This window comes from Escherichia sp. MOD1-EC6021 (assembly GCF_002965245.1).
GTDB classification, from domain to species: domain Bacteria; phylum Pseudomonadota; class Gammaproteobacteria; order Enterobacterales; family Enterobacteriaceae; genus Escherichia; species Escherichia coli_F.
Genome location: NZ_PTRU01000005.1, coordinates 123,568 through 146,594 on the forward strand (window position 1 = coordinate 123,568; position 23,027 = coordinate 146,594).

At 52.7% G+C, this 23,027-nt stretch carries 21 protein-coding genes; 18 read left to right on the plus strand and 3 right to left on the minus strand.

The window, feature by feature from the left end; genetic code table 11:
* Positions 1 to 8: 8 nt before the first annotated feature.
* The 16 genes from ftsI to mutT all read left to right on the plus strand — a co-directional run bounded on the left by ftsI (position 9) and on the right by mutT (position 20,028).
* Positions 9 to 1,775 carry a peptidoglycan glycosyltransferase FtsI gene (gene ftsI / locus BEB54_RS08080; protein ID WP_000642212.1) on the plus strand — a complete coding sequence of 589 codons (1,767 nt, stop codon included), beginning with the start codon at positions 9 to 11 and terminating at the stop codon, positions 1,773 to 1,775.
* Positions 1,762 to 3,249 (plus strand): UDP-N-acetylmuramoyl-L-alanyl-D-glutamate--2,6-diaminopimelate ligase, encoded by a 1,488-nt coding sequence (murE, locus tag BEB54_RS08085; RefSeq protein WP_039021820.1) that lies wholly within the window; start codon positions 1,762 to 1,764, stop codon positions 3,247 to 3,249. Before ftsI ends, murE begins: the two co-directional genes overlap by 14 nt.
* A complete protein-coding gene (gene murF, locus BEB54_RS08090; RefSeq protein WP_104918230.1) occupies positions 3,246 to 4,604 on the plus strand; it encodes a UDP-N-acetylmuramoyl-tripeptide--D-alanyl-D-alanine ligase in 1,359 nt (452 codons plus the stop codon). Before murE ends, murF begins: the two co-directional genes overlap by 4 nt.
* The gene (mraY, locus tag BEB54_RS08095; protein ID WP_000964122.1) at positions 4,598 to 5,680 is read left to right on the plus strand and encodes a phospho-N-acetylmuramoyl-pentapeptide-transferase; all 1,083 of its coding nucleotides are present in this window, start codon (positions 4,598 to 4,600) and stop codon (positions 5,678 to 5,680) included. Before murF ends, mraY begins: the two co-directional genes overlap by 7 nt.
* A gap of 2 nt (positions 5,681 to 5,682) precedes the next feature.
* On the plus strand, positions 5,683 to 6,999 hold the full coding sequence (gene murD / locus BEB54_RS08100) for a UDP-N-acetylmuramoyl-L-alanine--D-glutamate ligase (protein WP_105277283.1): 1,317 nt from the start codon (positions 5,683 to 5,685) through the stop codon (positions 6,997 to 6,999).
* Positions 6,999 to 8,243 (plus strand): cell division protein FtsW, encoded by a 1,245-nt coding sequence (gene ftsW, locus BEB54_RS08105; protein ID WP_001295532.1) that lies wholly within the window; start codon positions 6,999 to 7,001, stop codon positions 8,241 to 8,243. Before murD ends, ftsW begins: the two co-directional genes overlap by 1 nt.
* Entirely contained in the window at positions 8,240 to 9,307 is a 1,068-nt protein-coding gene (murG, locus tag BEB54_RS08110; RefSeq protein WP_000016571.1) for an undecaprenyldiphospho-muramoylpentapeptide beta-N-acetylglucosaminyltransferase, read from the plus strand. Before ftsW ends, murG begins: the two co-directional genes overlap by 4 nt.
* A gap of 53 nt (positions 9,308 to 9,360) precedes the next feature.
* Complete coding sequence (gene murC, locus BEB54_RS08115; protein WP_001096048.1) at positions 9,361 to 10,836, plus strand: UDP-N-acetylmuramate--L-alanine ligase; 1,476 nt, start codon at positions 9,361 to 9,363, stop codon at positions 10,834 to 10,836.
* Entirely contained in the window at positions 10,829 to 11,749 is a 921-nt protein-coding gene (gene ddlB, locus BEB54_RS08120) for a D-alanine--D-alanine ligase (protein WP_000130051.1), read from the plus strand. The genes murC and ddlB overlap by 8 nt, the downstream gene beginning before the upstream one ends.
* 1 nt (position 11,750) lies before the next feature.
* Positions 11,751 to 12,581, plus strand: coding sequence for a cell division protein FtsQ (gene ftsQ, locus BEB54_RS08125; RefSeq protein ID WP_000075744.1), 831 nt, complete (start codon positions 11,751 to 11,753; stop codon positions 12,579 to 12,581).
* The gene (gene ftsA / locus BEB54_RS08130) at positions 12,578 to 13,840 is read left to right on the plus strand and encodes a cell division protein FtsA (RefSeq protein WP_000588474.1); all 1,263 of its coding nucleotides are present in this window, start codon (positions 12,578 to 12,580) and stop codon (positions 13,838 to 13,840) included. Before ftsQ ends, ftsA begins: the two co-directional genes overlap by 4 nt.
* A 60-nt stretch (positions 13,841 to 13,900) precedes the next feature.
* A complete protein-coding gene (ftsZ, locus tag BEB54_RS08135) occupies positions 13,901 to 15,052 on the plus strand; it encodes a cell division protein FtsZ (RefSeq protein WP_000462776.1) in 1,152 nt (383 codons plus the stop codon).
* A gap of 100 nt (positions 15,053 to 15,152) precedes the next feature.
* Complete coding sequence (gene lpxC, locus BEB54_RS08140) at positions 15,153 to 16,070, plus strand: UDP-3-O-acyl-N-acetylglucosamine deacetylase (RefSeq protein WP_000595482.1); 918 nt, start codon at positions 15,153 to 15,155, stop codon at positions 16,068 to 16,070.
* 230 nt (positions 16,071 to 16,300) lie between these two features.
* Positions 16,301 to 16,813: a secA translation cis-regulator SecM gene (secM, locus tag BEB54_RS08145; RefSeq protein WP_039021823.1), complete on the plus strand. Its 513-nt coding sequence runs from the start codon at positions 16,301 to 16,303 to the stop codon at positions 16,811 to 16,813.
* Positions 16,814 to 16,874: 61 nt separating this feature from the next.
* Positions 16,875 to 19,580 carry a preprotein translocase subunit SecA gene (gene secA, locus BEB54_RS08150; RefSeq protein WP_000905777.1) on the plus strand — a complete coding sequence of 902 codons (2,706 nt, stop codon included), beginning with the start codon at positions 16,875 to 16,877 and terminating at the stop codon, positions 19,578 to 19,580.
* Between the two features lie 58 nt (positions 19,581 to 19,638).
* Positions 19,639 to 20,028, plus strand: a complete 390-nt coding sequence (gene mutT / locus BEB54_RS08155) for an 8-oxo-dGTP diphosphatase MutT (RefSeq protein WP_088541443.1) — start codon at positions 19,639 to 19,641, stop codon at positions 20,026 to 20,028.
* Positions 20,029 to 20,184: 156 nt separating this feature from the next.
* Here mutT and yacG read toward each other — a convergent pair whose 3' ends face one another.
* From yacG to coaE, 3 genes are read right to left on the minus strand one after another with little or no spacing between them, the layout of a single operon-like run.
* Positions 20,185 to 20,379, minus strand: coding sequence for a DNA gyrase inhibitor YacG (gene yacG, locus BEB54_RS08160; RefSeq protein ID WP_000005043.1), 195 nt, complete (start codon positions 20,377 to 20,379; stop codon positions 20,185 to 20,187).
* A 9-nt stretch (positions 20,380 to 20,388) separates the two neighbouring features.
* Positions 20,389 to 21,132 carry a cell division protein ZapD gene (gene zapD, locus BEB54_RS08165; protein WP_001194743.1) on the minus strand — a complete coding sequence of 248 codons (744 nt, stop codon included), beginning with the start codon at positions 21,130 to 21,132 and terminating at the stop codon, positions 20,389 to 20,391.
* Positions 21,132 to 21,752: a dephospho-CoA kinase gene (gene coaE / locus BEB54_RS08170; RefSeq protein ID WP_001269512.1), complete on the minus strand. Its 621-nt coding sequence runs from the start codon at positions 21,750 to 21,752 to the stop codon at positions 21,132 to 21,134. The genes zapD and coaE overlap by 1 nt, the downstream gene beginning before the upstream one ends.
* 24 nt (positions 21,753 to 21,776) lie before the next feature.
* On the opposite strand from coaE, the gene BEB54_RS29130 reads away from it, so the two are divergent.
* Both BEB54_RS29130 and guaC read left to right on the plus strand, forming a co-directional pair.
* Entirely contained in the window at positions 21,777 to 21,821 is a 45-nt protein-coding gene (locus tag BEB54_RS29130) for a protein YacM (protein WP_120795372.1), read from the plus strand.
* Positions 21,822 to 21,976: 155 nt separating this feature from the next.
* Positions 21,977 to 23,020, plus strand: coding sequence for a GMP reductase (guaC, locus tag BEB54_RS08175; protein ID WP_001217338.1), 1,044 nt, complete (start codon positions 21,977 to 21,979; stop codon positions 23,018 to 23,020).
* Positions 23,021 to 23,027 lie beyond the last annotated feature (7 nt).

Consider the following 23,027-nt stretch of genomic DNA (forward strand, 5'->3'; position numbering starts at 1 on the left):
CGCGACGCATGAAAGCAGCGGCGAAAACGCAGAAACCAAAACGTCAGGAAGAACATGCCAACTTTATCAGTTGGCGTTTTGCGTTGTTATGCGGCTGTATTCTCCTGGCGCTGGCTTTTCTGCTCGGACGCGTAGCGTGGTTACAAGTTATCTCCCCGGATATGCTGGTAAAAGAGGGCGACATGCGTTCTCTTCGCGTTCAGCAAGTTTCCACCTCCCGCGGCATGATTACTGACCGTTCTGGTCGCCCGTTAGCGGTGAGCGTGCCGGTAAAAGCGATTTGGGCTGACCCGAAAGAAGTGCATGACGCTGGCGGTATCAGCGTCGGTGATCGCTGGAAGGCGCTGGCTAACGCACTCAATATTCCGCTGGATCAGCTTTCAGCCCGCATTAACGCCAACCCGAAAGGGCGCTTTATTTATCTGGCGCGTCAGGTAAACCCTGACATGGCAGAGTACATCAAAAAACTGAAACTGCCGGGGATTCATCTGCGTGAAGAATCTCGACGTTATTATCCATCCGGCGAAGTGACCGCTCACCTCATCGGCTTTACTAACGTCGATAGTCAGGGGATTGAGGGCGTCGAGAAGAGTTTCGATAAATGGCTTACCGGGCAGCCGGGTGAGCGCATTGTGCGTAAAGACCGCTATGGTCGCGTAATTGAAGATATCTCTTCCACCGACAGCCAGGCGGCGCACAACCTGGCGCTGAGTATTGATGAACGCCTGCAGGCGCTGGTTTATCGCGAACTGAACAACGCGGTGGCCTTTAACAAAGCTGAATCTGGTAGCGCCGTGCTGGTGGATGTCAACACCGGTGAAGTGCTGGCGATGGCTAACAGCCCGTCATACAACCCAAACAATCTGAGTGGCACGCCGAAAGAGGCGATGCGTAACCGTACCATCACTGACGTGTTTGAACCGGGTTCAACGGTTAAACCGATGGTGGTGATGACCGCGTTGCAACGTGGCGTAGTGCGGGAAAACTCGGTACTGAATACCGTTCCTTATCGAATTAACGGCCACGAAATCAAAGACGTGGCACGCTACAGCGAATTAACCCTGACCGGGGTATTACAGAAGTCGAGTAACGTCGGTGTTTCCAAACTGGCGTTAGCGATGCCGTCCTCAGCGTTAGTAGATACTTACTCACGTTTTGGACTGGGAAAAGCGACCAATTTGGGGTTGGTCGGAGAACGCAGTGGCTTATATCCTCAAAAACAACGGTGGTCTGACATAGAGAGGGCCACCTTCTCTTTCGGCTACGGGCTAATGGTAACACCGTTACAGTTAGCGCGAGTCTACGCAACTATCGGCAGCTATGGCATTTATCGCCCGCTGTCGATTACCAAAGTTGATCCCCCGGTTCCCGGTGAACGCGTCTTCCCGGAGTCCATTGTTCGCACCGTGGTGCATATGATGGAAAGCGTGGCGCTACCGGGCGGTGGCGGCGTGAAGGCGGCGATTAAAGGCTATCGTATCGCCATTAAAACCGGTACCGCGAAAAAGGTCGGGCCGGACGGTCGCTACATCAATAAATATATTGCTTATACCGCAGGCGTTGCGCCTGCGAGTCAGCCGCGCTTCGCGCTGGTTGTTGTTATCAACGATCCGCAGGCGGGTAAATACTACGGCGGCGCCGTTTCCGCGCCGGTCTTTGGTGCCATCATGGGCGGCGTATTGCGTACCATGAACATCGAGCCGGATGCGCTGACAACGGGCGATAAAAATGAATTTGTGATTAATCAAGGCGAGGGGACAGGTGGCAGATCGTAATTTGCGCGACCTTCTTGCTCCGTGGGTGCCAGACGCACCTTCGCGAGCACTGCGAGAGATGACACTCGACAGCCGTGTGGCTGCGGCGGGCGATCTCTTTGTAGCTGTAGTAGGTCATCAGGCGGACGGGCGTCGATATATCCCGCAGGCGATAGCGCAAGGTGTGGCTGCCATTATTGCAGAGGCGAAAGATGAGGCGACCGACGGTGAAATCCGTGAAATGCACGGCGTACCAGTCATCTATCTCAGCCAGCTCAACGAGCGTTTATCTGCACTGGCGGGCCGCTTTTACCATGAACCCTCTGACAATTTACGTCTCGTGGGCGTAACGGGCACCAACGGCAAGACTACGACTACTCAGCTTCTGGCGCAGTGGAGCCAACTGCTTGGCGAAACCAGCGCGGTAATGGGGACTGTTGGTAACGGCCTGCTGGGAAAAGTGATCCCGACAGAAAATACCACCGGTTCGGCAGTCGATGTTCAGCATGAGCTGGCGGGACTGGTGGATCAGGGCGCGACTTTTTGCGCAATGGAAGTTTCCTCCCACGGACTGGTACAGCACCGTGTGGCGGCATTGAAATTTGCGGCGTCGGTCTTTACCAACTTAAGCCGCGATCACCTTGATTATCATGGTGATATGGAACACTACGAAGCCGCGAAATGGCTGCTTTATTCTGAACATCATTGCGGTCAGGCGATTATTAACGCCGACGATGAAGTGGGCCGCCGCTGGCTGGCAAAACTGCCGGACGCGGTTGCAGTATCAATGGAAGATCATATCAATCCGAACTGTCACGGACGCTGGTTGAAAGCGACTGAAGTGAACTATCACGACAGCGGTGCGACTATTCGCTTTAGCTCAAGCTGGGGCGATGGCGAAATTGAAAGCCATCTGATGGGCGCTTTTAACGTCAGCAACTTGCTGCTGGCGCTGGCGACGCTGCTGGCGCTGGGCTATCCGTTGGCTGGCCTGCTGAAAACTGCCGCACGCCTGCAGCCGGTTTGTGGACGTATGGAAGTGTTCACTGCGACAGGCAAACCGACGGTAGTGGTGGATTACGCGCATACGCCAGATGCACTGGAAAAAGCCTTACAGGCGGCGCGTTTGCACTGTGCGGGCAAGCTGTGGTGCGTCTTTGGCTGTGGTGGCGATCGTGATAAAGGTAAGCGTCCACTGATGGGAGCAATTGCTGAAGAGTTTGCTGACGTGGCGGTGGTGACGGACGATAACCCGCGTACCGAAGAGCCGCGTGCCATCATCAACGATATCCTGGCGGGAATGCTGGACGCCGGACATGCCAAAGTGATGGAAGGCCGCGCTGAAGCGGTGACTTGCGCCGTTATGCAGGCTAAAGAGAATGATGTGGTGCTGATCGCGGGCAAAGGCCATGAGGATTATCAGATTGTTGGCAACCAGCGTCTGGACTACTCCGATCGCGTCACGGTAGCGCGTCTGCTGGGGGTGATTGCATGATTAGCGTAACCCTTAGCCAACTTACCGATATTCTCAACGGTGAACTGCAAGGTGCAGATATTACCCTTGATGCTGTAACCACTGACACCCGTAAATTGACGCCGGGTTGCCTGTTTGTTGCCCTGAAAGGCGAACGTTTCGATGCCCATGATTTTGCTGACCAGGCGAAAGCTGGCGGTGCGGGTGCACTGCTGGTTAGCCGTCCGCTGGATATCGATCTGCCGCAGTTAATCGTCAAGGATACGCGTCTGGCGTTTGGTGAACTGGCTGCATGGGTTCGCCAGCAAGTTCCGGCGCGCGTGGTTGCTCTGACCGGTTCCTCCGGCAAAACCTCCGTTAAAGAGATGACGGCAGCGATTTTAAGCCAGTGTGGCAACACGCTTTATACGGCAGGCAATCTCAACAACGACATCGGTGTACCGATGACGCTGTTGCGCTTAACGCCAGAGTACGATTACGCAGTAATTGAACTTGGCGCGAACCATCAGGGCGAAATTGCCTGGACTGTGAGTCTGACTCGCCCGGAAGCGGCGCTGGTCAACAACCTGGCAGCGGCGCATCTGGAAGGTTTTGGCTCGCTTGCGGGTGTCGCGAAAGCGAAAGGTGAAATCTTTAGCGGCCTGCCGGAAAACGGTATCGCCATTATGAATGCCGACAACAACGACTGGCTGAACTGGCAGAGTGTGATTGGCTCACGCAAAGTGTGGCGCTTCTCACCGAATGCTAACAACAGCGATTTCACCGCCACCAATATTCACGTGACCTCGCACGGTACGGAATTTACCCTGCAAACCCCAACGGGTAGCGTCGATGTTCTGCTGCCGTTGCCGGGGCGTCACAATATTGCGAATGCGCTGGCAGCCGCTGCGCTCTCCATGTCCGTGGGCGCAACGCTTGATGCTATTAAAGCGGGGCTGGCAAATCTGAAAGCTGTTCCAGGCCGTCTGTTCCCCATTCAACTGGCGGAAAATCAGTTGCTGCTCGACGACTCCTACAACGCTAACGTCGGCTCCATGACCGCCGCTGTTCAGGTACTGGCTGAAATGCCGGGCTACCGTGTGCTGGTGGTGGGCGATATGGCGGAACTGGGCGCTGAAAGCGAGGCCTGCCATGTACAGGTGGGCGAAGCGGCGAAGGCGGCGGGTATTGACCGCGTGTTAAGTGTGGGTAAACAAAGCCATGCTATCAGCACCGCCAGCGGCGTTGGCGAACATTTTTCCGATAAAACTGCGCTTATCGCGCGTCTTAAATCACTGATTGCTGAGCAACAGGTAATTACGATTTTAGTTAAGGGTTCACGTAGTGCTGCCATGGAAGAGGTAGTACGCGCTTTACAGGAGAATGGGACATGTTAGTTTGGCTGGCCGAACATTTGGTCAAATATTATTCCGGCTTTAACGTCTTTTCCTATCTGACGTTTCGCGCCATCGTCAGCCTGCTGACTGCGCTGTTCATCTCATTGTGGATGGGCCCGCGCATGATTGCTCATTTGCAAAAACTTTCCTTTGGTCAGGTAGTGCGTAACGACGGTCCTGAATCACACTTCAGCAAGCGCGGTACGCCGACCATGGGCGGGATTATGATCCTGACAGCGATTGTGATCTCCGTGCTGCTGTGGGCTTATCCATCCAATCCGTACGTCTGGTGCGTACTGGTGGTGCTGGTAGGTTACGGCATCATTGGCTTTGTTGATGACTATCGCAAAGTGGTGCGTAAAGACACCAAGGGGTTGATCGCTCGTTGGAAGTATTTCTGGATGTCGGTCATTGCGCTGGGTGTTGCCTTCGCGCTGTACCTTGCCGGCAAAGACACGCCCGCAACGCAGCTGGTGGTTCCGTTCTTTAAAGATGTGATGCCGCAACTGGGGCTGTTCTACATTCTGCTGGCTTACTTCGTCATTGTGGGTACTGGCAACGCGGTAAACCTGACCGATGGTCTTGATGGCCTGGCGATTATGCCGACTGTATTCGTCGCCGGTGGTTTTGCGCTGGTGGCATGGGCAACCGGCAACATGAACTTTGCCAGCTATTTACACATACCGTATCTACGACACGCCGGGGAACTGGTCATTGTCTGTACCGCGATAGTCGGGGCAGGGCTGGGCTTCCTGTGGTTTAACACCTATCCGGCGCAGGTCTTTATGGGCGATGTCGGTTCGCTGGCGTTAGGTGGTGCGTTAGGCATTATCGCCGTACTGCTGCGTCAGGAATTCCTGCTGGTGATTATGGGCGGCGTGTTTGTCGTTGAAACCCTGTCGGTTATTTTGCAGGTCGGCTCCTTTAAACTGCGCGGACAACGTATTTTCCGCATGGCACCGATTCATCACCACTATGAACTGAAAGGCTGGCCGGAACCGCGCGTCATTGTACGTTTCTGGATTATTTCGCTGATGCTGGTCCTGATTGGTCTGGCAACGCTGAAGGTACGTTAATCATGGCTGATTACCAGGGTAAAAATGTCGTCATTATCGGCCTGGGCCTCACCGGGCTTTCTTGCGTGGACTTTTTCCTCGCTCGCGGTGTGACGCCGCGCGTTATGGATACGCGTATGACACCGCCTGGCCTGGATAAATTACCCGAAGCCGTAGAACGCCACACGGGCGGTCTGAATGATGAATGGCTGATGGCGGCCGATCTGATTGTCGCCAGTCCCGGTATTGCACTGGCGCATCCATCCTTAAGCGCTGCCGCTGATGCCGGAATCGAAATCGTTGGTGATATCGAGCTATTCTGCCGCGAAGCACAAGCTCCGATTGTGGCGATCACCGGTTCTAACGGCAAAAGCACGGTCACCACGCTAGTGGGTGAAATGGCGAAAGCGGCGGGGGTTAACGTTGGTGTGGGTGGCAATATTGGCCTGCCTGCGTTGATGCTGCTGGATGATGAGTGCGAACTGTACGTGCTCGAGCTGTCGAGCTTCCAGCTTGAAACCACCTCCAGCTTACAGGCGGTAGCAGCGACCATTCTGAACGTGACTGAAGATCATATGGATCGCTATCCATTTGGTTTACAGCAGTATCGTGCGGCAAAACTGCGCATTTATGAAAATGCGAAAGTTTGCGTGGTTAATGCTGATGATGCCTTAACAATGCCGATTCGTGGTGCGGATGAACGCTGCGTTAGCTTTGGTATCAATATGGGCGACTATCACTTGAATCATCAGCAGGGTGAAACCTGGCTGCGGGTGAAAGGCGAGAAAGTGTTGAACGTGAAAGAGATGAAACTTTCCGGTCAGCATAACTACACCAATGCGCTGGCGGCACTGGCGCTGGCAGACGCAGCTGGTTTGCCACGCGCCAGTAGCCTGAAAGCGTTAACTACGTTCACTGGTTTGCCGCATCGCTTTGAAGTGGTGCTGGAACATAACGGTGTGCGCTGGATTAACGACTCGAAAGCGACCAATGTCGGCAGTACGGAAGCGGCGCTCAATGGCCTGCACGTAGATGGCACGCTGCATTTGTTGCTGGGCGGCGATGGTAAATCGGCGGACTTTAGTCCGCTGGCACGTTACCTGAATGGCGATAACGTACGTTTGTATTGTTTCGGTCGTGACGGCGCACAGCTGGCGGCACTGCGCCCGGGAGTGGCAGAACAAACCGAAACCATGGAACAGGCGATGCGCTTGCTGGCTCCGCGTGTTCAACCAGGAGATATGGTTCTGCTCTCCCCGGCCTGTGCCAGCCTTGATCAATTCAAGAACTTTGAACAACGAGGCAATGAGTTTGCCCGTCTGGCGAAGGAGTTAGGTTGATGCGTTTATCTCTCCCTCGCCTGAAAATGCCGCGCCTGCCAGGATTCAGTATCCTGGTCTGGATCTCCACGGCGCTAAAGGGCTGGGTGATGGGCTCGCGGGAAAAAGATACCGACAGCCTGATCATGTACGATCGCACCTTACTGTGGCTGACCTTCGGCCTCGCGGCGATCGGCTTTATCATGGTGACGTCCGCATCAATGCCTATCGGACAACGCTTGACTAACGATCCCTTTTTCTTCGCTAAGCGTGATGGCGTCTACCTGATCCTGGCGTTCATTCTGGCGATCATTACGCTGCGTCTGCCGATGGAGTTCTGGCAACGTTACAGCGCTACGATGCTACTCGGTTCAATCATCCTGTTGATGATCGTTCTGGTAGTGGGTAGCTCTGTTAAAGGGGCATCGCGTTGGATCGATCTCGGCTTGCTGCGTATCCAGCCTGCGGAGCTGACAAAACTGTCGCTGTTTTGCTATATCGCCAACTATCTGGTGCGTAAAGGCGACGAAGTGCGTAATAACCTGCGCGGCTTCCTGAAACCGATGGGCGTGATTCTGGTGTTGGCAGTGTTACTGCTGGCACAGCCAGACCTTGGTACGGTGGTGGTGTTGTTTGTGACTACGCTGGCGATGTTATTCCTGGCGGGAGCGAAATTGTGGCAGTTCATTGCCATTATCGGTATGGGCATTTCAGCGGTTGTGTTGCTGATCCTCGCCGAACCGTACCGTATCCGCCGTGTTACCGCATTCTGGAACCCGTGGGAAGATCCCTTTGGCAGCGGCTATCAGTTAACGCAATCGCTGATGGCGTTTGGTCGCGGCGAACTTTGGGGGCAAGGCTTAGGTAACTCGGTACAAAAACTGGAGTATCTGCCGGAAGCGCACACTGACTTTATTTTCGCCATTATCGGCGAAGAATTAGGTTATGTCGGTGTGGTACTAGCACTTTTAATGGTATTCTTCGTCGCTTTTCGTGCGATGTCGATTGGCCGTAAAGCATTAGAAATTGACCATCGTTTTTCCGGTTTTCTCGCCTGTTCCATTGGCATCTGGTTTAGCTTCCAGGCGCTGGTTAACGTAGGTGCGGCGGCGGGGATGTTACCGACCAAAGGTCTGACATTGCCGCTGATCAGTTACGGTGGTTCGAGCTTACTGATTATGTCGACAGCCATCATGATGCTGTTGCGTATTGATTATGAAACGCGTCTGGAGAAAGCGCAGGCGTTTGTACGAGGTTCACGATGAGTGGTCAAGGAAAGCGATTAATGGTGATGGCCGGCGGAACCGGTGGACATGTGTTCCCGGGACTGGCGGTTGCGCACCATCTAATGGCTCAGGGTTGGCAAGTTCGCTGGCTGGGGACTGCCGACCGTATGGAAGCGGACTTAGTGCCAAAACATGGCATCGAAATTGATTTCATTCGTATCTCTGGTCTGCGTGGTAAAGGTATAAAAGCACTGTTAGCTGCGCCTCTGCGTATTTTTAACGCCTGGCGTCAGGCACGGGCGATTATGAAAGCGTTCAAACCTGATGTGGTGCTCGGAATGGGCGGCTACGTATCAGGCCCAGGTGGTCTGGCCGCGTGGTCGTTAGGCATTCCGGTTGTACTTCATGAACAAAACGGTATTGCGGGCTTAACCAATAAATGGCTGGCGAAGATTGCCACCAAAGTGATGCAGGCGTTTCCAGGCGCTTTCCCTAATGCGGAAGTGGTGGGTAACCCGGTGCGTACCGATGTGCTGGCGCTGCCGTTGCCACAGCAACGTTTGGCTGGACGTGAAGGTCCGGTTCGTGTGTTGGTAGTGGGTGGTTCCCAGGGCGCACGCATTCTTAACCAGACAATGCCGCAGGTTGCTGCGAAACTGGGTGATTCAGTCACTATCTGGCATCAGAGCGGCAAAGGTTCGCAACAATCCGTTGAACAGGCGTATGCGGAAGCGGGGCAACCGCAGCATAAAGTGACGGAATTTATTGATGATATGGCGGCGGCGTATGCGTGGGCGGATGTCGTCGTTTGCCGCTCCGGTGCGTTAACGGTGAGTGAAATTGCCGCAGCGGGGCTACCGGCATTGTTTGTGCCGTTTCAACATAAAGACCGCCAGCAATACTGGAATGCGCTACCGCTGGAAAAAGCGGGCGCAGCCAAAATTATCGAGCAGCCACAGCTTACTGTGGATGCTGTCGCCAACACCCTGGCCGGGTGGTCGCGAGAAACCTTATTAACCATGGCAGAACGCGCCCGTGCTGCATCCATTCCGGATGCCACCGAGCGAGTGGCAAATGAAGTGAGCCGGGCTGCCCGGGCGTAATTGTAGCGATGCCTTTTGCATCGTATGAATGTAAGAAGTTAATGGCGTAAAGAATGAATACACAACAATTGGCAAAACTGCGTTCCATCGTGCCCGAAATGCGTCGCGTTCGGCACATACATTTTGTCGGCATCGGTGGTGCCGGTATGGGCGGTATTGCCGAAGTTCTGGCCAATGAAGGTTATCAGATCAGTGGTTCCGATTTAGCGCCAAATCCGGTCACGCAACAGTTAATGAATCTGGGAGCGACGATTTATTTCAACCATCGCCCGGAAAACGTACGTGATGCCAGTGTGGTCGTTGTTTCCAGCGCGATTTCTGCCGATAACCCGGAAATTGTCGCAGCTCATGAAGCGCGTATTCCGGTGATTCGTCGCGCGGAAATGCTGGCTGAGTTAATGCGTTTTCGTCATGGCATCGCCATTGCCGGAACGCACGGCAAAACGACAACCACCGCGATGGTTTCCAGCATCTACGCAGAAGCGGGGCTCGACCCAACCTTCGTTAACGGCGGGCTGGTAAAAGCGGCGGGTGTTCATGCGCGTTTGGGGCATGGTCGATACCTGATTGCCGAAGCGGATGAGAGCGATGCATCGTTCCTCCATTTGCAACCGATGGTGGCGATTGTCACCAATATCGAAGCCGACCACATGGATACCTACCAGGGCGACTTTGAGAATTTAAAACAGACCTTTATTAATTTTCTGCACAACCTGCCGTTTTACGGTCGTGCGGTGATGTGTGTAGATGATCCGGTGATCCGCGAATTGTTACCGCGTGTGGGGCGTCAGACCACGACTTACGGCTTCAGCGAAGATGCCGACGTGCGTGTAGAAGATTATCAGCAGATTGGTCCGCAGGGGCACTTTACGCTGCTGCGCCAGGACAAAGAGCCGATGCGCGTTACCCTGAATGCGCCAGGCCGTCATAACGCGCTGAATGCCGCAGCTGCGGTCGCTGTTGCCACGGAAGAGGGGATTGACGACGAGGCTATTTTGCGTGCGCTGGAGAGTTTCCAGGGGACAGGCCGTCGTTTTGATTTCCTCGGTGAATTCCCGCTGGAGCCAGTGAATGGTAAAAGCGGTACGGCAATGCTGGTTGATGACTACGGTCACCATCCGACCGAAGTGGATGCCACCATTAAAGCGGCGCGTGCAGGCTGGCCGGATAAAAACCTGGTAATGCTGTTTCAGCCGCACCGTTTTACCCGTACGCGCGACCTGTATGATGATTTCGCCAATGTGCTGACGCAGGTTGATACCCTGTTGATGCTGGAAGTGTATCCGGCTGGCGAAGCGCCAATTCCGGGAGCGGACAGCCGTTCGCTGTGTCGCACAATTCGTGGACGTGGGAAAATTGATCCCATTCTGGTGCCGGACCCGGCGCAGGTAGCCGAAATGCTAGCACCAGTATTAACCGGTAACGACCTGATTCTCGTTCAGGGGGCCGGTAATATCGGAAAAATTGCTCGTTCTTTAGCTGAAATCAAACTGAAGCCGCAAACTCCGGAGGAAGAACAACATGACTGATAAAATCGCGGTCCTGTTGGGCGGGACCTCCGCTGAGCGGGAAGTTTCTCTGAATTCTGGTGCAGCGGTGTTAGCCGGGCTGCGTGAAGGCGGTATTGACGCGTATCCTGTCGACCCGAAAGAAGTCGACGTGACGCAACTGAAGTCGATGGGCTTTCAGAAAGTGTTTATCGCGCTACATGGTCGCGGCGGTGAAGATGGCACGCTGCAGGGTATGCTCGAGCTGATGGGCTTGCCTTATACCGGCAGCGGAGTGATGGCATCTGCGCTTTCAATGGATAAACTACGCAGCAAATTGCTTTGGCAGGGCGCTGGTTTACCGGTAGCGCCGTGGGTAGCATTAACCCGCGCAGAGTTTGAAAAAGGCCTGAGCGATAAGCAGTTAGCAGAAATTTCTGCCTTAGGTTTGCCGGTTATCGTTAAGCCGAGCCGCGAAGGTTCCAGTGTGGGAATGTCAAAAGTAGTAGCAGAAAATGCTCTACAAGATGCATTAAGATTGGCATTTCAGCACGATGAAGAAGTATTGATTGAAAAATGGCTAAGTGGGCCGGAGTTCACGGTTGCGATACTTGGTGAAGAAATTTTACCGTCAATACGTATTCAACCGGCCGGAACCTTCTATGATTATGAGGCGAAGTATCTCTCTGATGAGACACAGTATTTCTGCCCCGCAGGTCTGGAAGCGTCACAAGAGGCCAATTTGCAGGCATTAGTGCTGAAAGCATGGACGACGTTAGGTTGCAAAGGATGGGGACGTATTGACGTTATGCTGGACAGCGATGGACAGTTTTATCTGCTGGAGGCCAATACCTCACCGGGTATGACCAGCCACAGCCTGGTGCCGATGGCGGCACGTCAGGCAGGTATGAGCTTCTCGCAGTTGGTAGTACGAATTCTGGAACTGGCGGACTAATATGTCGCAGGCTGCTCTGAACACGCGAAACAGCGAAGAAGAGGTTTCTTCTCGCCGCAATAATGGAACGCGTCTGGCGGGGATCCTTTTCCTGCTGACCGTTTTAACGACAGTGTTGGTGAGCGGCTGGGTCGTGTTGGGCTGGATGGAAGATGCGCAACGCCTGCCGCTCTCAAAGCTGGTGTTGACCGGTGAACGCCATTACACGCGTAATGACGATATCCGGCAGTCGATCCTGGCATTGGGTGAGCCAGGTACCTTTATGACCCAGGATGTCAACATCATCCAGACGCAAATAGAACAACGCCTGCCGTGGATTAAGCAGGTGAGCGTCAGAAAGCAGTGGCCTGATGAATTGAAGATTCATCTGGTTGAATATGTGCCGATTGCGCGGTGGAATGATCAACATATGGTAGACGCGGAAGGAAACACTTTCAGCGTACCACCAGATCGCACCAGCAAGCAGGTGCTTCCAATGCTGTATGGCCCGGAAGGCAGCGCCAATGAAGTGTTGCAGGGCTATCGCGAAATGGGGCAGATGCTGGCAAAGGACAGATTTACTCTGAAGGAAGCGGCGATGACCGCGCGGCGTTCCTGGCAGTTGACGCTGAATAACGATATTAAGCTCAATCTTGGCCGGGGCGATACGATGAAACGTTTGGCTCGCTTTGTAGAACTTTATCCGGTTTTACAGCAGCAGGCGCAAACCGATGGCAAACGGATTAGCTACGTTGATTTGCGTTATGACTCTGGAGCGGCAGTAGGCTGGGCGCCCTTGCCGCCAGAGGAATCTACTCAGCAACAAAATCAGGCACAGGCAGAACAACAATGATCAAGGCGACGGACAGAAAACTGGTAGTAGGACTGGAGATTGGTACCGCGAAGGTTGCCGCTTTAGTAGGGGAAGTTCTGCCCGACGGTATGGTCAATATCATTGGCGTGGGCAGCTGCCCGTCGCGTGGTATGGATAAAGGCGGGGTGAACGACCTCGAATCCGTGGTCAAGTGCGTACAACGCGCCATTGACCAGGCAGAATTGATGGCAGATTGTCAGATCTCTTCGGTATATCTGGCGCTTTCTGGTAAGCACATCAGCTGCCAGAATGAAATTGGTATGGTGCCTATTTCTGAAGAAGAAGTGACGCAAGAAGATGTGGAAAACGTCGTCCATACCGCGAAATCAGTGCGTGTGCGCGATGAGCATCGTGTGCTGCATGTGATCCCGCAAGAGTATGCGATTGACTATCAGGAAGGGATCAAGAATCCGGTAGGACTTTCGGGCGTGCGGATGCAGGCAAAAGTGCACCTGATCACATGTCACAACGATATGGCGAAAAACATCGTCAAAGCGGTTGAACGTTGTGGGCTGAAAGTTGACCAACTGATATTTGCCGGACTGGCATCAAGTTATTCGGTATTGACGGAAGATGAACGTGAACTGGGTGTCTGCGTCGTCGATATCGGTGGTGGTACAATGGATATCGCCGTTTATACCGGTGGGGCATTGCGCCACACTAAGGTAATTCCTTATGCTGGCAATGTCGTGACCAGTGATATCGCTTACGCCTTTGGCACGCCGCCAAGCGACGCCGAAGCGATTAAAGTTCGCCACGGTTGTGCGCTGGGTTCCATCGTTGGAAAAGATGAGAGCGTGGAAGTGCCTAGCGTAGGCGGTCGTCCACCGCGGAGTCTGCAACGTCAGACCCTGGCAGAGGTGATCGAGCCGCGCTATACCGAGCTGCTCAACCTGGTCAACGAAGAGATATTGCAGTTGCAGGAAAAGCTTCGCCAACAAGGGGTTAAACATCACCTGGCGGCTGGCATTGTTTTAACTGGTGGCGCAGCGCAGATCGAAGGTCTTGCAGCCTGTGCTCAGCGCGTGTTTCATACGCAGGTGCGCATCGGCGCGCCGCTGAACATTACCGGTTTAACGGATTATGCTCAGGAGCCGTATTATTCGACGGCGGTGGGATTGCTTCACTACGGGAAAGAGTCACATCTTAACGGTGAAGCTGAAGTAGAAAAACGTGTTACAGCATCAGTTGGCTCGTGGATCAAGCGACTCAATAGTTGGCTGCGAAAAGAGTTTTAATTTTTATGAGGTCGACGATAATTACGGCCTCAGGCGACAGGCACAAATCGGAGAGAAACTATGTTTGAACCAATGGAACTTACCAATGACGCGGTGATTAAAGTCATCGGCGTCGGCGGCGGCGGCGGTAATGCTGTTGAACACATGGTGCGCGAGCGCATTGAAGGTGTTGAATTCTTCGCGGTAAATACCGATGCACAAGCGCTGCGTAAAACAGCGGTTGGACAGACGATTCAAATCGGTAGCGGTATCACCAAAGGACTGGGAGCTGGCGCAAATCCAGAAGTTGGCCGTAATGCGGCTGATGAGGATCGCGATGCACTGCGTGCGGCGCTGGAAGGTGCAGACATGGTCTTTATTGCTGCGGGTATGGGTGGTGGTACCGGTACTGGTGCAGCACCAGTTGTCGCTGAAGTGGCAAAAGATTTGGGGATCCTGACCGTTGCTGTCGTGACTAAGCCTTTCAACTTTGAAGGCAAGAAGCGTATGGCATTCGCTGAGCAGGGGATCACTGAACTGTCCAAGCATGTGGACTCTCTGATCACTATCCCTAACGACAAACTGCTGAAAGTCTTGGGCCGCGGTATCTCCCTGCTGGATGCATTTGGCGCAGCGAACGATGTACTGAAAGGTGCTGTGCAAGGTATCGCTGAACTGATTACTCGTCCAGGCCTGATGAACGTGGACTTTGCAGACGTACGTACCGTAATGTCTGAAATGGGCTACGCAATGATGGGTTCTGGTGTGGCGAGCGGCGAAGACCGTGCGGAAGAAGCTGCTGAAATGGCTATTTCCTCTCCGCTGCTGGAAGATATCGATCTGTCTGGCGCGCGCGGCGTGCTGGTTAACATCACGGCGGGCTTCGACCTGCGTCTGGATGAGTTCGAAACGGTAGGTAACACCATCCGTGCATTTGCATCCGACAACGCAACTGTCGTTATCGGTACTTCTCTTGACCCGGATATGAATGACGAGCTGCGCGTAACTGTTGTTGCGACAGGTATCGGTATGGACAAACGTCCTGAAATCACTCTGGTGACCAATAAGCAGGTTCAGCAGCCAGTGATGGATCGCTACCAGCAGCACGGGATGGCTCCGCTGACCCAGGAGCAGAAGCCGGTTGCTAAAGTCGTGAATGACAATGCGCCGCAAACTGCGAAAGAGCCGGATTATCTGGATATCCCAGCATTCCTGCGTAAGCAAGCTGATTAAGAATTGACTGGAATTTGGGTTTCGAGGCTCTTTGTGCTAAACTGGCCCGCCGAATGTATAGTACACTTCGGTTGGATAGGTAATTTGGCGAGATAATACGATGATCAAACAAAGGACACTTAAACGTATCGTTCAGGCGACGGGTGTCGGTTTACATACCGGCAAGAAAGTCACCCTGACGTTACGCCCTGCGCCGGCCAACACCGGGGTCATCTATCGTCGCACCGACTTGAATCCACCGGTAGATTTCCCGGCCGATGCCAAATCTGTGCGTGATACCATGCTCTGTACGTGTCTGGTCAACGAGCATGATGTACGGATTTCAACCGTAGAGCACCTCAATGCTGCTCTCGCGGGCCTCGGCATCGATAACATTGTTATCGAAGTTAACGCGCCGGAAATCCCGATCATGGACGGCAGCGCCGCTCCGTTTGTATACCTGCTGCTTGACGCCGGTATCGACGAGTTGAACTGCGCCAAGAAATTTGTTCGCATCAAAGAGACTGTTCGTGTCGAAGATGGCGATAAGTGGGCTGAATTTAAGCCGTACAATGGTTTTTCGCTGGATTTCACCATCGATTTTAACCATCCGGCTATTGATTCCAGCAACCAGCGCTATGCGATGAACTTCTCCGCTGATGCGTTTATGCGCCAGATCAGCCGTGCGCGTACGTTCGGTTTCATGCGTGATATCGAATATCTGCAGTCCCGTGGTTTGTGCCTGGGCGGCAGCTTCGATTGTGCCATCGTTGTTGACGATTATCGCGTACTGAACGAAGACGGCCTGCGTTTTGAAGACGAATTTGTGCGTCACAAAATGCTCGATGCGATCGGTGACTTGTTCATGTGTGGTCACAATATTATTGGTGCATTTACCGCTTATAAATCTGGTCATGCACTGAATAACAAACTGCTGCAGGCTGTCCTTGCAAAACAGGAAGCCTGGGAATATGTGACCTTCCAGGACGACGCAGAACTGCCGTTGGCCTTCAAAGCGCCTTCAGCCGTACTGGCATAACGACATTTATACTGTCGTATAAAATTCGACTGGCAAATCTGGCACTCTCTCCGGCCAGGTGAACCAGTCGTTTTTTTTTGAATTTTATAAGAACGATAAAAAACGGTGCGAACGCTGTTTTCTTAAGCACTTTTACGCACAACTTATCTTCATTCGTGCTGTGGACTTCAGGCTTTAATGATAAGATTTGTGCGCTAAATACGTTTGAATACGATCGGGATGGCAATAACGTGAGTGGAATACTGACGCGCTGGCGACAGTTTGGTAAACGCTACTTCTGGCCGCATCTCTTATTAGGGATGGTCGCGGCGAGTTTAGGTTTGCCTGCGCTCAGCAACGCCGCCGAACCAAACGCGCCCGCAAAAGCGACAACCCGCAACCACGAGCCTTCAGCCAAAGTTAACTTTGGTCAATTGGCCATGCTGGAAGCGAACACGCGCCGCCCGAATTCGAACTATTCCGTTGATTACTGGCATCAACATGCCATTCGCACGGTAATCCGTCATCTTTCCTTCGCAATGGCACCGCAAACGCTGCCCGTTGCTGAAGAATCTTTGCCTCTTCAGGCGCAACATCTTGCATTACTGGATACGCTCAGCGCGCTGTTGACCCAGGAAGGCACGCCGTCTGAAAAGGGTTATCGCATTGATTATGCGCATTTTACCCCACAAGCAAAATTCAGCACGCCCGTCTGGATAAGCCAGGCGCAAGGCATCCGTGCTGGCCCTCAACGCCTCAGCTAACAACAATAAACCTTTACTTCATTTTATTGACTCCGCAACGCGGGGCGTTTGAGATTTTATTATGCTAATCAAATTATTAACTAAAGTTTTCGGTAGTCGTAACGATCGCACCCTGCGCCGGATGCGCAAAGTCGTCAACATCATCAATGCCATGGAACCGGAGATGGAAAAACTCTCCGACGAAGAACTGAAAGGGAAAACCGCAGAGTTTCGTGCACGTCTGGAAAAAGGCGAAGTGCTGGAAAATCTGATCCCAGAAGCTTTCGCTGTGGTGCGTGAGGCAAGTAAGCGCGTCTTTGGTATGCGTCACTTCGACGTTCAGTTACTCGGCGGTATGGTTCTTAACGAACGCTGCATCGCGGAAATGCGTACCGGTGAAGGTAAAACCCTAACCGCAACGCTGCCTGCTTACCTGAACGCATTAACCGGTAAGGGGGTACACGTTGTTACCGTCAACGATTACCTGGCGCAACGTGACGCCGAAAACAACCGTCCGCTGTTTGAATTCCTTGGCCTGACAGTCGGCATCAACTTGCCGGGCATGCCAGCACCGGCAAAGCGCGAAGCTTACGCAGCTGACATCACTTACGGTACAAACAACGAATACGGCTTTGACTACCTGCGCGACAACATGGCATTCAGCCCTGAAGAACGTGTACAACGTAAACTGCACTATGCGCTGGTGGACGAAGTGGACTCCATCCTCATCGATGAAGCGCGTACACCGCTGATCATTTCCGGCCCGGCTGAAGACAGCTCGGAAATGTATAAACGCGTGAATAAAATTATTCCGCACCTGATCCGTCAGGAAAAAGAAGACTCCGAAACCTTCCAGGGCGAAGGCCACTTCTCGGTGGACGAAAAATCTCGCCAGGTGAACCTGACCGAACGTGGTCTGGTGCTGATTGAAGAACTGCTGGTGAAAGAAGGCATCATGGATGAAGGGGAGTCTCTGTACTCTCCGGCCAACATCATGCTGATGCACCACGTAACGGCGGCGCTGCGCGCTCATGCGCTGTTTACCCGAGACGTCGACTACATCGTTAAAGATGGTGAAGTTATCATCGTTGACGAACACACCGGTCGTACCATGCAGGGACGTCGTTGGTCCGATGGCCTGCATCAGGCAGTGGAAGCGAAAGAAGGAGTACAGATCCAGAACGAAAACCAGACGCTGGCGTCGATCACCTTCCAGAACTACTTCCGTTTGTATGAAAAACTGGCGGGCATGACCGGTACTGCTGATACCGAAGCTTTCGAATTTAGCTCAATCTACAAACTGGATACCGTTGTTGTTCCAACCAACCGTCCGATGATTCGTAAAGATCTGCCAGATCTGGTCTATATGACTGAAGCAGAAAAAATCCAGGCGATCATCGAAGATATCAAAGAGCGTACTGCGAAGGGCCAGCCAGTGCTGGTGGGTACTATCTCCATCGAAAAATCGGAATTGGTGTCAAACGAGCTGACCAAAGCCGGTATCAAACACAACGTTCTGAACGCCAAATTCCACGCTAACGAAGCAGCGATTGTTGCACAAGCGGGTTATCCGGCGGCGGTGACTATCGCGACTAACATGGCGGGTCGTGGTACAGATATTGTGCTCGGTGGTAGCTGGCAGGCAGAAGTTGCCGCGCTGGAAAATCCGACCGCAGAGCAAATTGAAAAAATCAAAGCCGACTGGCAGGTGCGTCACGATGCGGTACTGGCTGCAGGTGGTCTGCATATCATCGGTACAGAACGTCACGAATCTCGTCGTATCGATAACCAGCTACGCGGTCGTTCTGGGCGCCAGGGGGATGCCGGTTCTTCACGTTTCTACCTGTCGATGGAAGATGCGCTGATGCGTATTTTTGCTTCTGACCGTGTTTCCGGCATGATGCGTAAACTGGGTATGAAACCAGGCGAAGCCATCGAGCACCCGTGGGTGACCAAAGCGATTGCCAACGCTCAGCGTAAAGTTGAAAGCCGTAACTTCGATATTCGTAAGCAACTGCTGGAATATGATGACGTGGCTAACGATCAGCGTCGCGCTATTTATTCCCAGCGTAATGAACTGCTGGATGTCAGCGATGTGAGCGATACCATCAACAGCATTCGTGAAGATGTGTTCAAAGCGACCATCGATGCCTACATTCCGCCGCAGTCGCTGGAAGAAATGTGGGATATTCCGGGGCTGCAGGAACGTCTGAAGAACGATTTCGACCTCGATTTGCCGATTGCCGAGTGGCTGGACAAAGAGCCAGAACTGCATGAAGAGACGCTGCGTGAGCGTATTCTGGCGCAGTCCATCGAAGTGTATCAGCGTAAAGAAGAAGTGGTTGGCGCTGAGATGATGCGTCACTTCGAGAAAGGCGTCATGCTGCAAACGCTTGACTCCCTGTGGAAAGAGCACCTGGCGGCGATGGATTATCTGCGTCAAGGTATCCACCTGCGTGGCTATGCACAGAAAGATCCGAAGCAGGAATACAAACGTGAATCGTTCTCCATGTTTGCAGCGATGCTGGAGTCGCTGAAATATGAAGTCATCAGCACGCTGAGCAAAGTCCAGGTACGTATGCCTGAAGAGGTTGAAGAGCTGGAACAACAGCGTCGTATGGAAGCCGAGCGTTTAGCGCAAATGCAGCAGCTTAGCCATCAGGATGACGACTCTGCAGCCGCAGCTGCACTGGCGGCGCAAACCGGTGAACGCAAAGTAGGACGTAACGATCCTTGCCCGTGCGGTTCTGGTAAAAAATACAAGCAGTGCCATGGTCGCCTGCAATAAAGCTAACTCTTGAAACAAAAGGCGCAGGATTCTGCGCCTTTTTTATAGGTTTAAGACAATGAAAAAGCTGCAAATTGCGGTAGGTATTATTCGCAACGAGAACAATGAAATCTTTATAACCCGTCGCGCCGCAGATGCGCACATGGCGAATAAACTGGAGTTTCCTGGCGGTAAAATTGAAATGGGCGAAACGCCGGAACAGGCGGTGGTGCGTGAACTTCAGGAAGAAGTCGGGATTACCCCACAACATTATTCGCTATTTGAAAAACTGGAATATGAATTCCCGGACAGGCATATAACACTGTGGTTCTGGCTGGTCGAAAGCTGGGAAGGGGAGCCGTGGGGTAAAGAAGGGCAGCCCAGTGAGTGGATTTCACAGGCCAGCCTCAATGCAGATGATTTTCCGCCAGCCAATGAACCGGTAATTGCGAAGCTTAAGTGTCTGTAGATCGGTTAAGGCATCCAACATTTACACTGGATGCCTGATGCGACGCTGGCGCGTCTTATCAGGCCTACAATTTTTTAACACATTGATATAAAAGATCTTGCAGGTCGGATAAGGCGTTCGCGCTGCATCCGACAACATCTCACCTTTTACACCCAATTACTTCTGCTCTTCGCTCCAGTCATCGCTTTCGGAAAGATCGCCACTGCTGGGGATTCGTTTTTCTTCAGCAGCCCATTCTCCTAGGTCGATCAGCTGACAACGTTTGGAACAAAATGGCCGAAACGGGCTGATTTCACCCCACACCACCGTTTTCCCGCAGGTTGGGCAATTCACCGTAATAGTTTCTGACATTTTTACTCCTTAGCAACAGGCCAGTTCGAAATCCAGACGTTCCGGTACCTGTCCGTTTTCACTGTCCAGCGGCATAAAACGAATGGCAAAACGGCTCTTATGACCGGAAATTTGCGGATAAAGCTGTGAATCGAGCGACAGATTCAGGCGCAGCAAGTCGGCATCGCCACCGTTATCCTGATAAAAACCATTCAGGCTGGTTTGTTTACGGAAGGGGGCCGACTGGCGAATTAAATCCAGCACCATGGTAAGTGCCTGGGTGAGCGGGTTCAGACTGGCAATCCAGGTTTCTACCTGGCTGTCGCGCTGCGCCTGGGGTAGATGCAGCCAAATGTGCAATGTAGGTAAATCAAAGCTACAACAGCCGCCTGGGATGCTCAGTCGCTGACGCACCAGAGCAATCAAACGATCTTCACGCAGAAATTGCCCGATACGCGGCGCGGAAATTAATACGCTCCCCGCCGCTTTTAACTGCTGAATTAATGCTTCAATACGGCTCTGGTCCACGCCAGGCACGCCAATCCAGGTCTGGAGTTTGCGCTGCTGGCGGTCAAGTTCTTTCAACAGCTCAGTACGGACTTCGCCGCGCTCGAAAACATCCAGTAATTCACTGACATTGCGGAAGAAATGCAGAGCGCCAGCGTAGTCAACGACGGGTAGATTAACGGTGAGTTGCTGAATCAAAAACTCAATGCGCAGCCATGTACGCATTTTTTCATTTAGTGGATGTTCAAAAAGGACCTGGGTCTGCATTACGGTTTTTCCTGTGAGACAAACTGCGACGCAAGCTGCAAATAGTGTGCGTGCAGGCGGGCAACATCCGATGCGATAGCATCCGGTGCGCCGTTATTATCAATGACGTCATCTGCCACGGCAAGGCGGGCTTCGCGCGTTGCCTGAGCAGCAAGAATTTGTTCAACATGCTCGCGAGTGACATCATCGCGCTGCATGGTGCGTTTAAGTTGCGTTTCTGGGCTGACATCCACCACCAGCACTCGATTCGCTTTTTTATACAATGAGTTTTCTACCAGCAATGGCACAACCCAAAGTACATAGGGGGAAGATGCTTGCTGGATCTGGTGTTGCGTCTCTTGCTGAATCAGCGGATGTAGCAGGGCGTTAAGCCAGTTTTTCTCTTCCGGGTTGGCGAAAATCCGCTCGCGCAAGGCCCGGCGCTGCAATGTTCCATCAGCAGCAATCATGTTAGCGCCAAAGTGATCAGCAATGGCATGTAGCGCAGGTGCACCTGGTTCAACCACCTGACGCGCAATAATATCGGCATCAATGACGTTAATTCCGAGATCAGCAAACGCATTGGCAACGGTACTCTTGCCACTGCCAATGCCTCCCGTTAAGGCAACTATATACCTCATAATTTATATTCCCGGGAATTCATCATGATTATCAAAACGTTAAAAATGAGCGCACGAAAGCGAAATTGATGAAACGTTCGCTCACTATTTACCAGGTAAATTTATGGGATTGTAGCGTAAAAAAAGACAATTTCGCAGTCTTGCGCCGCATTGATTAGTGCGTATGATAGCGTCACTGGAGTTGCGCTCTTACCCTTATAGCCATTAACCCCAGGAATCCGCACATGCGTATTGAAGAAGATCTGAAGTTAGGTTTTAAAGACGTTCTCATCCGCCCTAAACGCTCCACTCTTAAAAGCCGTTCCGATGTTGAACTGGAACGTCAATTCACCTTCAAACATTCAGGTCAGAGCTGGTCCGGCGTGCCGATTATCGCCGCAAATATGGACACCGTAGGCACATTTTCTATGGCCTCTGCGCTGGCTTCTTTTGATATTCTGACTGCTGTGCATAAACACTATTCTGTCGAAGAGTGGCAAGCGTTTATCAACAATTCTTCCGCTGATGTGCTGAAACATGTGATGGTTTCTACCGGCACGTCAGATGCGGATTTCGAAAAAACTAAACAGATTCTCGACCTGAACCCGGCATTAAACTTCGTTTGTATTGATGTGGCGAATGGTTATTCTGAACACTTCGTGCAGTTCGTTGCGAAAGCGCGTGAAGCGTGGCCGACCAAAACCATTTGTGCTGGCAACGTCGTGACAGGTGAAATGTGTGAGGAGCTTATCCTCTCCGGTGCTGATATCGTTAAAGTTGGCATTGGCCCCGGTTCTGTTTGTACAACTCGCGTCAAAACAGGCGTCGGTTATCCGCAACTTTCTGCGGTGATCGAATGTGCCGATGCTGCGCATGGTCTGGGCGGAATGATCGTCAGCGACGGTGGCTGCACCACGCCGGGCGATGTCGCGAAAGCCTTTGGCGGCGGTGCCGATTTCGTCATGCTTGGCGGCATGCTGGCGGGCCACGAAGAGAGCGGCGGTCGCATCGTTGAGGAGAACGGCGAGAAATTTATGCTGTTCTACGGCATGAGCTCCGAGTCTGCGATGAAACGTCACGTTGGCGGCGTTGCGGAATATCGCGCAGCAGAAGGTAAAACCGTTAAGCTGCCGCTGCGAGGCCCGGTTGAAAATACCGCGCGTGATATTTTGGGCGGCCTGCGTTCAGCTTGTACATACGTTGGGGCTTCACGCCTGAAAGAGCTGACCAAGCGCACTACGTTTATCCGTGTACAGGAACAAGAAAACCGCATCTTCAACAATCTGTAATCTCCCA

What these genes read in the sequence shown, in the direction of transcription:
- ftsI (WP_000642212.1), top strand. Translation starts at nt 9, where the DNA reads ATGAAAGCAGCGGCGAAAACGCAGAAACCAAAACGTCAGGAAGAACAT.
- murF (WP_104918230.1), top strand. Translation starts at nt 3,246, where the DNA reads ATGATTAGCGTAACCCTTAGCCAACTTACCGATATTCTCAACGGTGAA.
- mraY (WP_000964122.1), top strand. Translation starts at nt 4,598, where the DNA reads ATGTTAGTTTGGCTGGCCGAACATTTGGTCAAATATTATTCCGGCTTT.
- murD (WP_105277283.1), top strand. Translation starts at nt 5,683, where the DNA reads ATGGCTGATTACCAGGGTAAAAATGTCGTCATTATCGGCCTGGGCCTC.
- ftsW (WP_001295532.1), top strand. Translation starts at nt 6,999, where the DNA reads ATGCGTTTATCTCTCCCTCGCCTGAAAATGCCGCGCCTGCCAGGATTC.
- murG (WP_000016571.1), top strand. Translation starts at nt 8,240, where the DNA reads ATGAGTGGTCAAGGAAAGCGATTAATGGTGATGGCCGGCGGAACCGGT.
- murC (WP_001096048.1), top strand. Translation starts at nt 9,361, where the DNA reads ATGAATACACAACAATTGGCAAAACTGCGTTCCATCGTGCCCGAAATG.
- ddlB (WP_000130051.1), top strand. Translation starts at nt 10,829, where the DNA reads ATGACTGATAAAATCGCGGTCCTGTTGGGCGGGACCTCCGCTGAGCGG.
- ftsQ (WP_000075744.1), top strand. Translation starts at nt 11,751, where the DNA reads ATGTCGCAGGCTGCTCTGAACACGCGAAACAGCGAAGAAGAGGTTTCT.
- ftsA (WP_000588474.1), top strand. Translation starts at nt 12,578, where the DNA reads ATGATCAAGGCGACGGACAGAAAACTGGTAGTAGGACTGGAGATTGGT.
- ftsZ (WP_000462776.1), top strand. Translation starts at nt 13,901, where the DNA reads ATGTTTGAACCAATGGAACTTACCAATGACGCGGTGATTAAAGTCATC.
- lpxC (WP_000595482.1), top strand. Translation starts at nt 15,153, where the DNA reads ATGATCAAACAAAGGACACTTAAACGTATCGTTCAGGCGACGGGTGTC.
- secA (WP_000905777.1), top strand. Translation starts at nt 16,875, where the DNA reads ATGCTAATCAAATTATTAACTAAAGTTTTCGGTAGTCGTAACGATCGC.
- mutT (WP_088541443.1), top strand. Translation starts at nt 19,639, where the DNA reads ATGAAAAAGCTGCAAATTGCGGTAGGTATTATTCGCAACGAGAACAAT.
- yacG (WP_000005043.1), bottom strand. Translation starts at nt 20,379, where the DNA reads ATGTCAGAAACTATTACGGTGAATTGCCCAACCTGCGGGAAAACGGTG.
- zapD (WP_001194743.1), bottom strand. Translation starts at nt 21,132, where the DNA reads ATGCAGACCCAGGTCCTTTTTGAACATCCACTAAATGAAAAAATGCGT.
- coaE (WP_001269512.1), bottom strand. Translation starts at nt 21,752, where the DNA reads ATGAGGTATATAGTTGCCTTAACGGGAGGCATTGGCAGTGGCAAGAGT.
- guaC (WP_001217338.1), top strand. Translation starts at nt 21,977, where the DNA reads ATGCGTATTGAAGAAGATCTGAAGTTAGGTTTTAAAGACGTTCTCATC.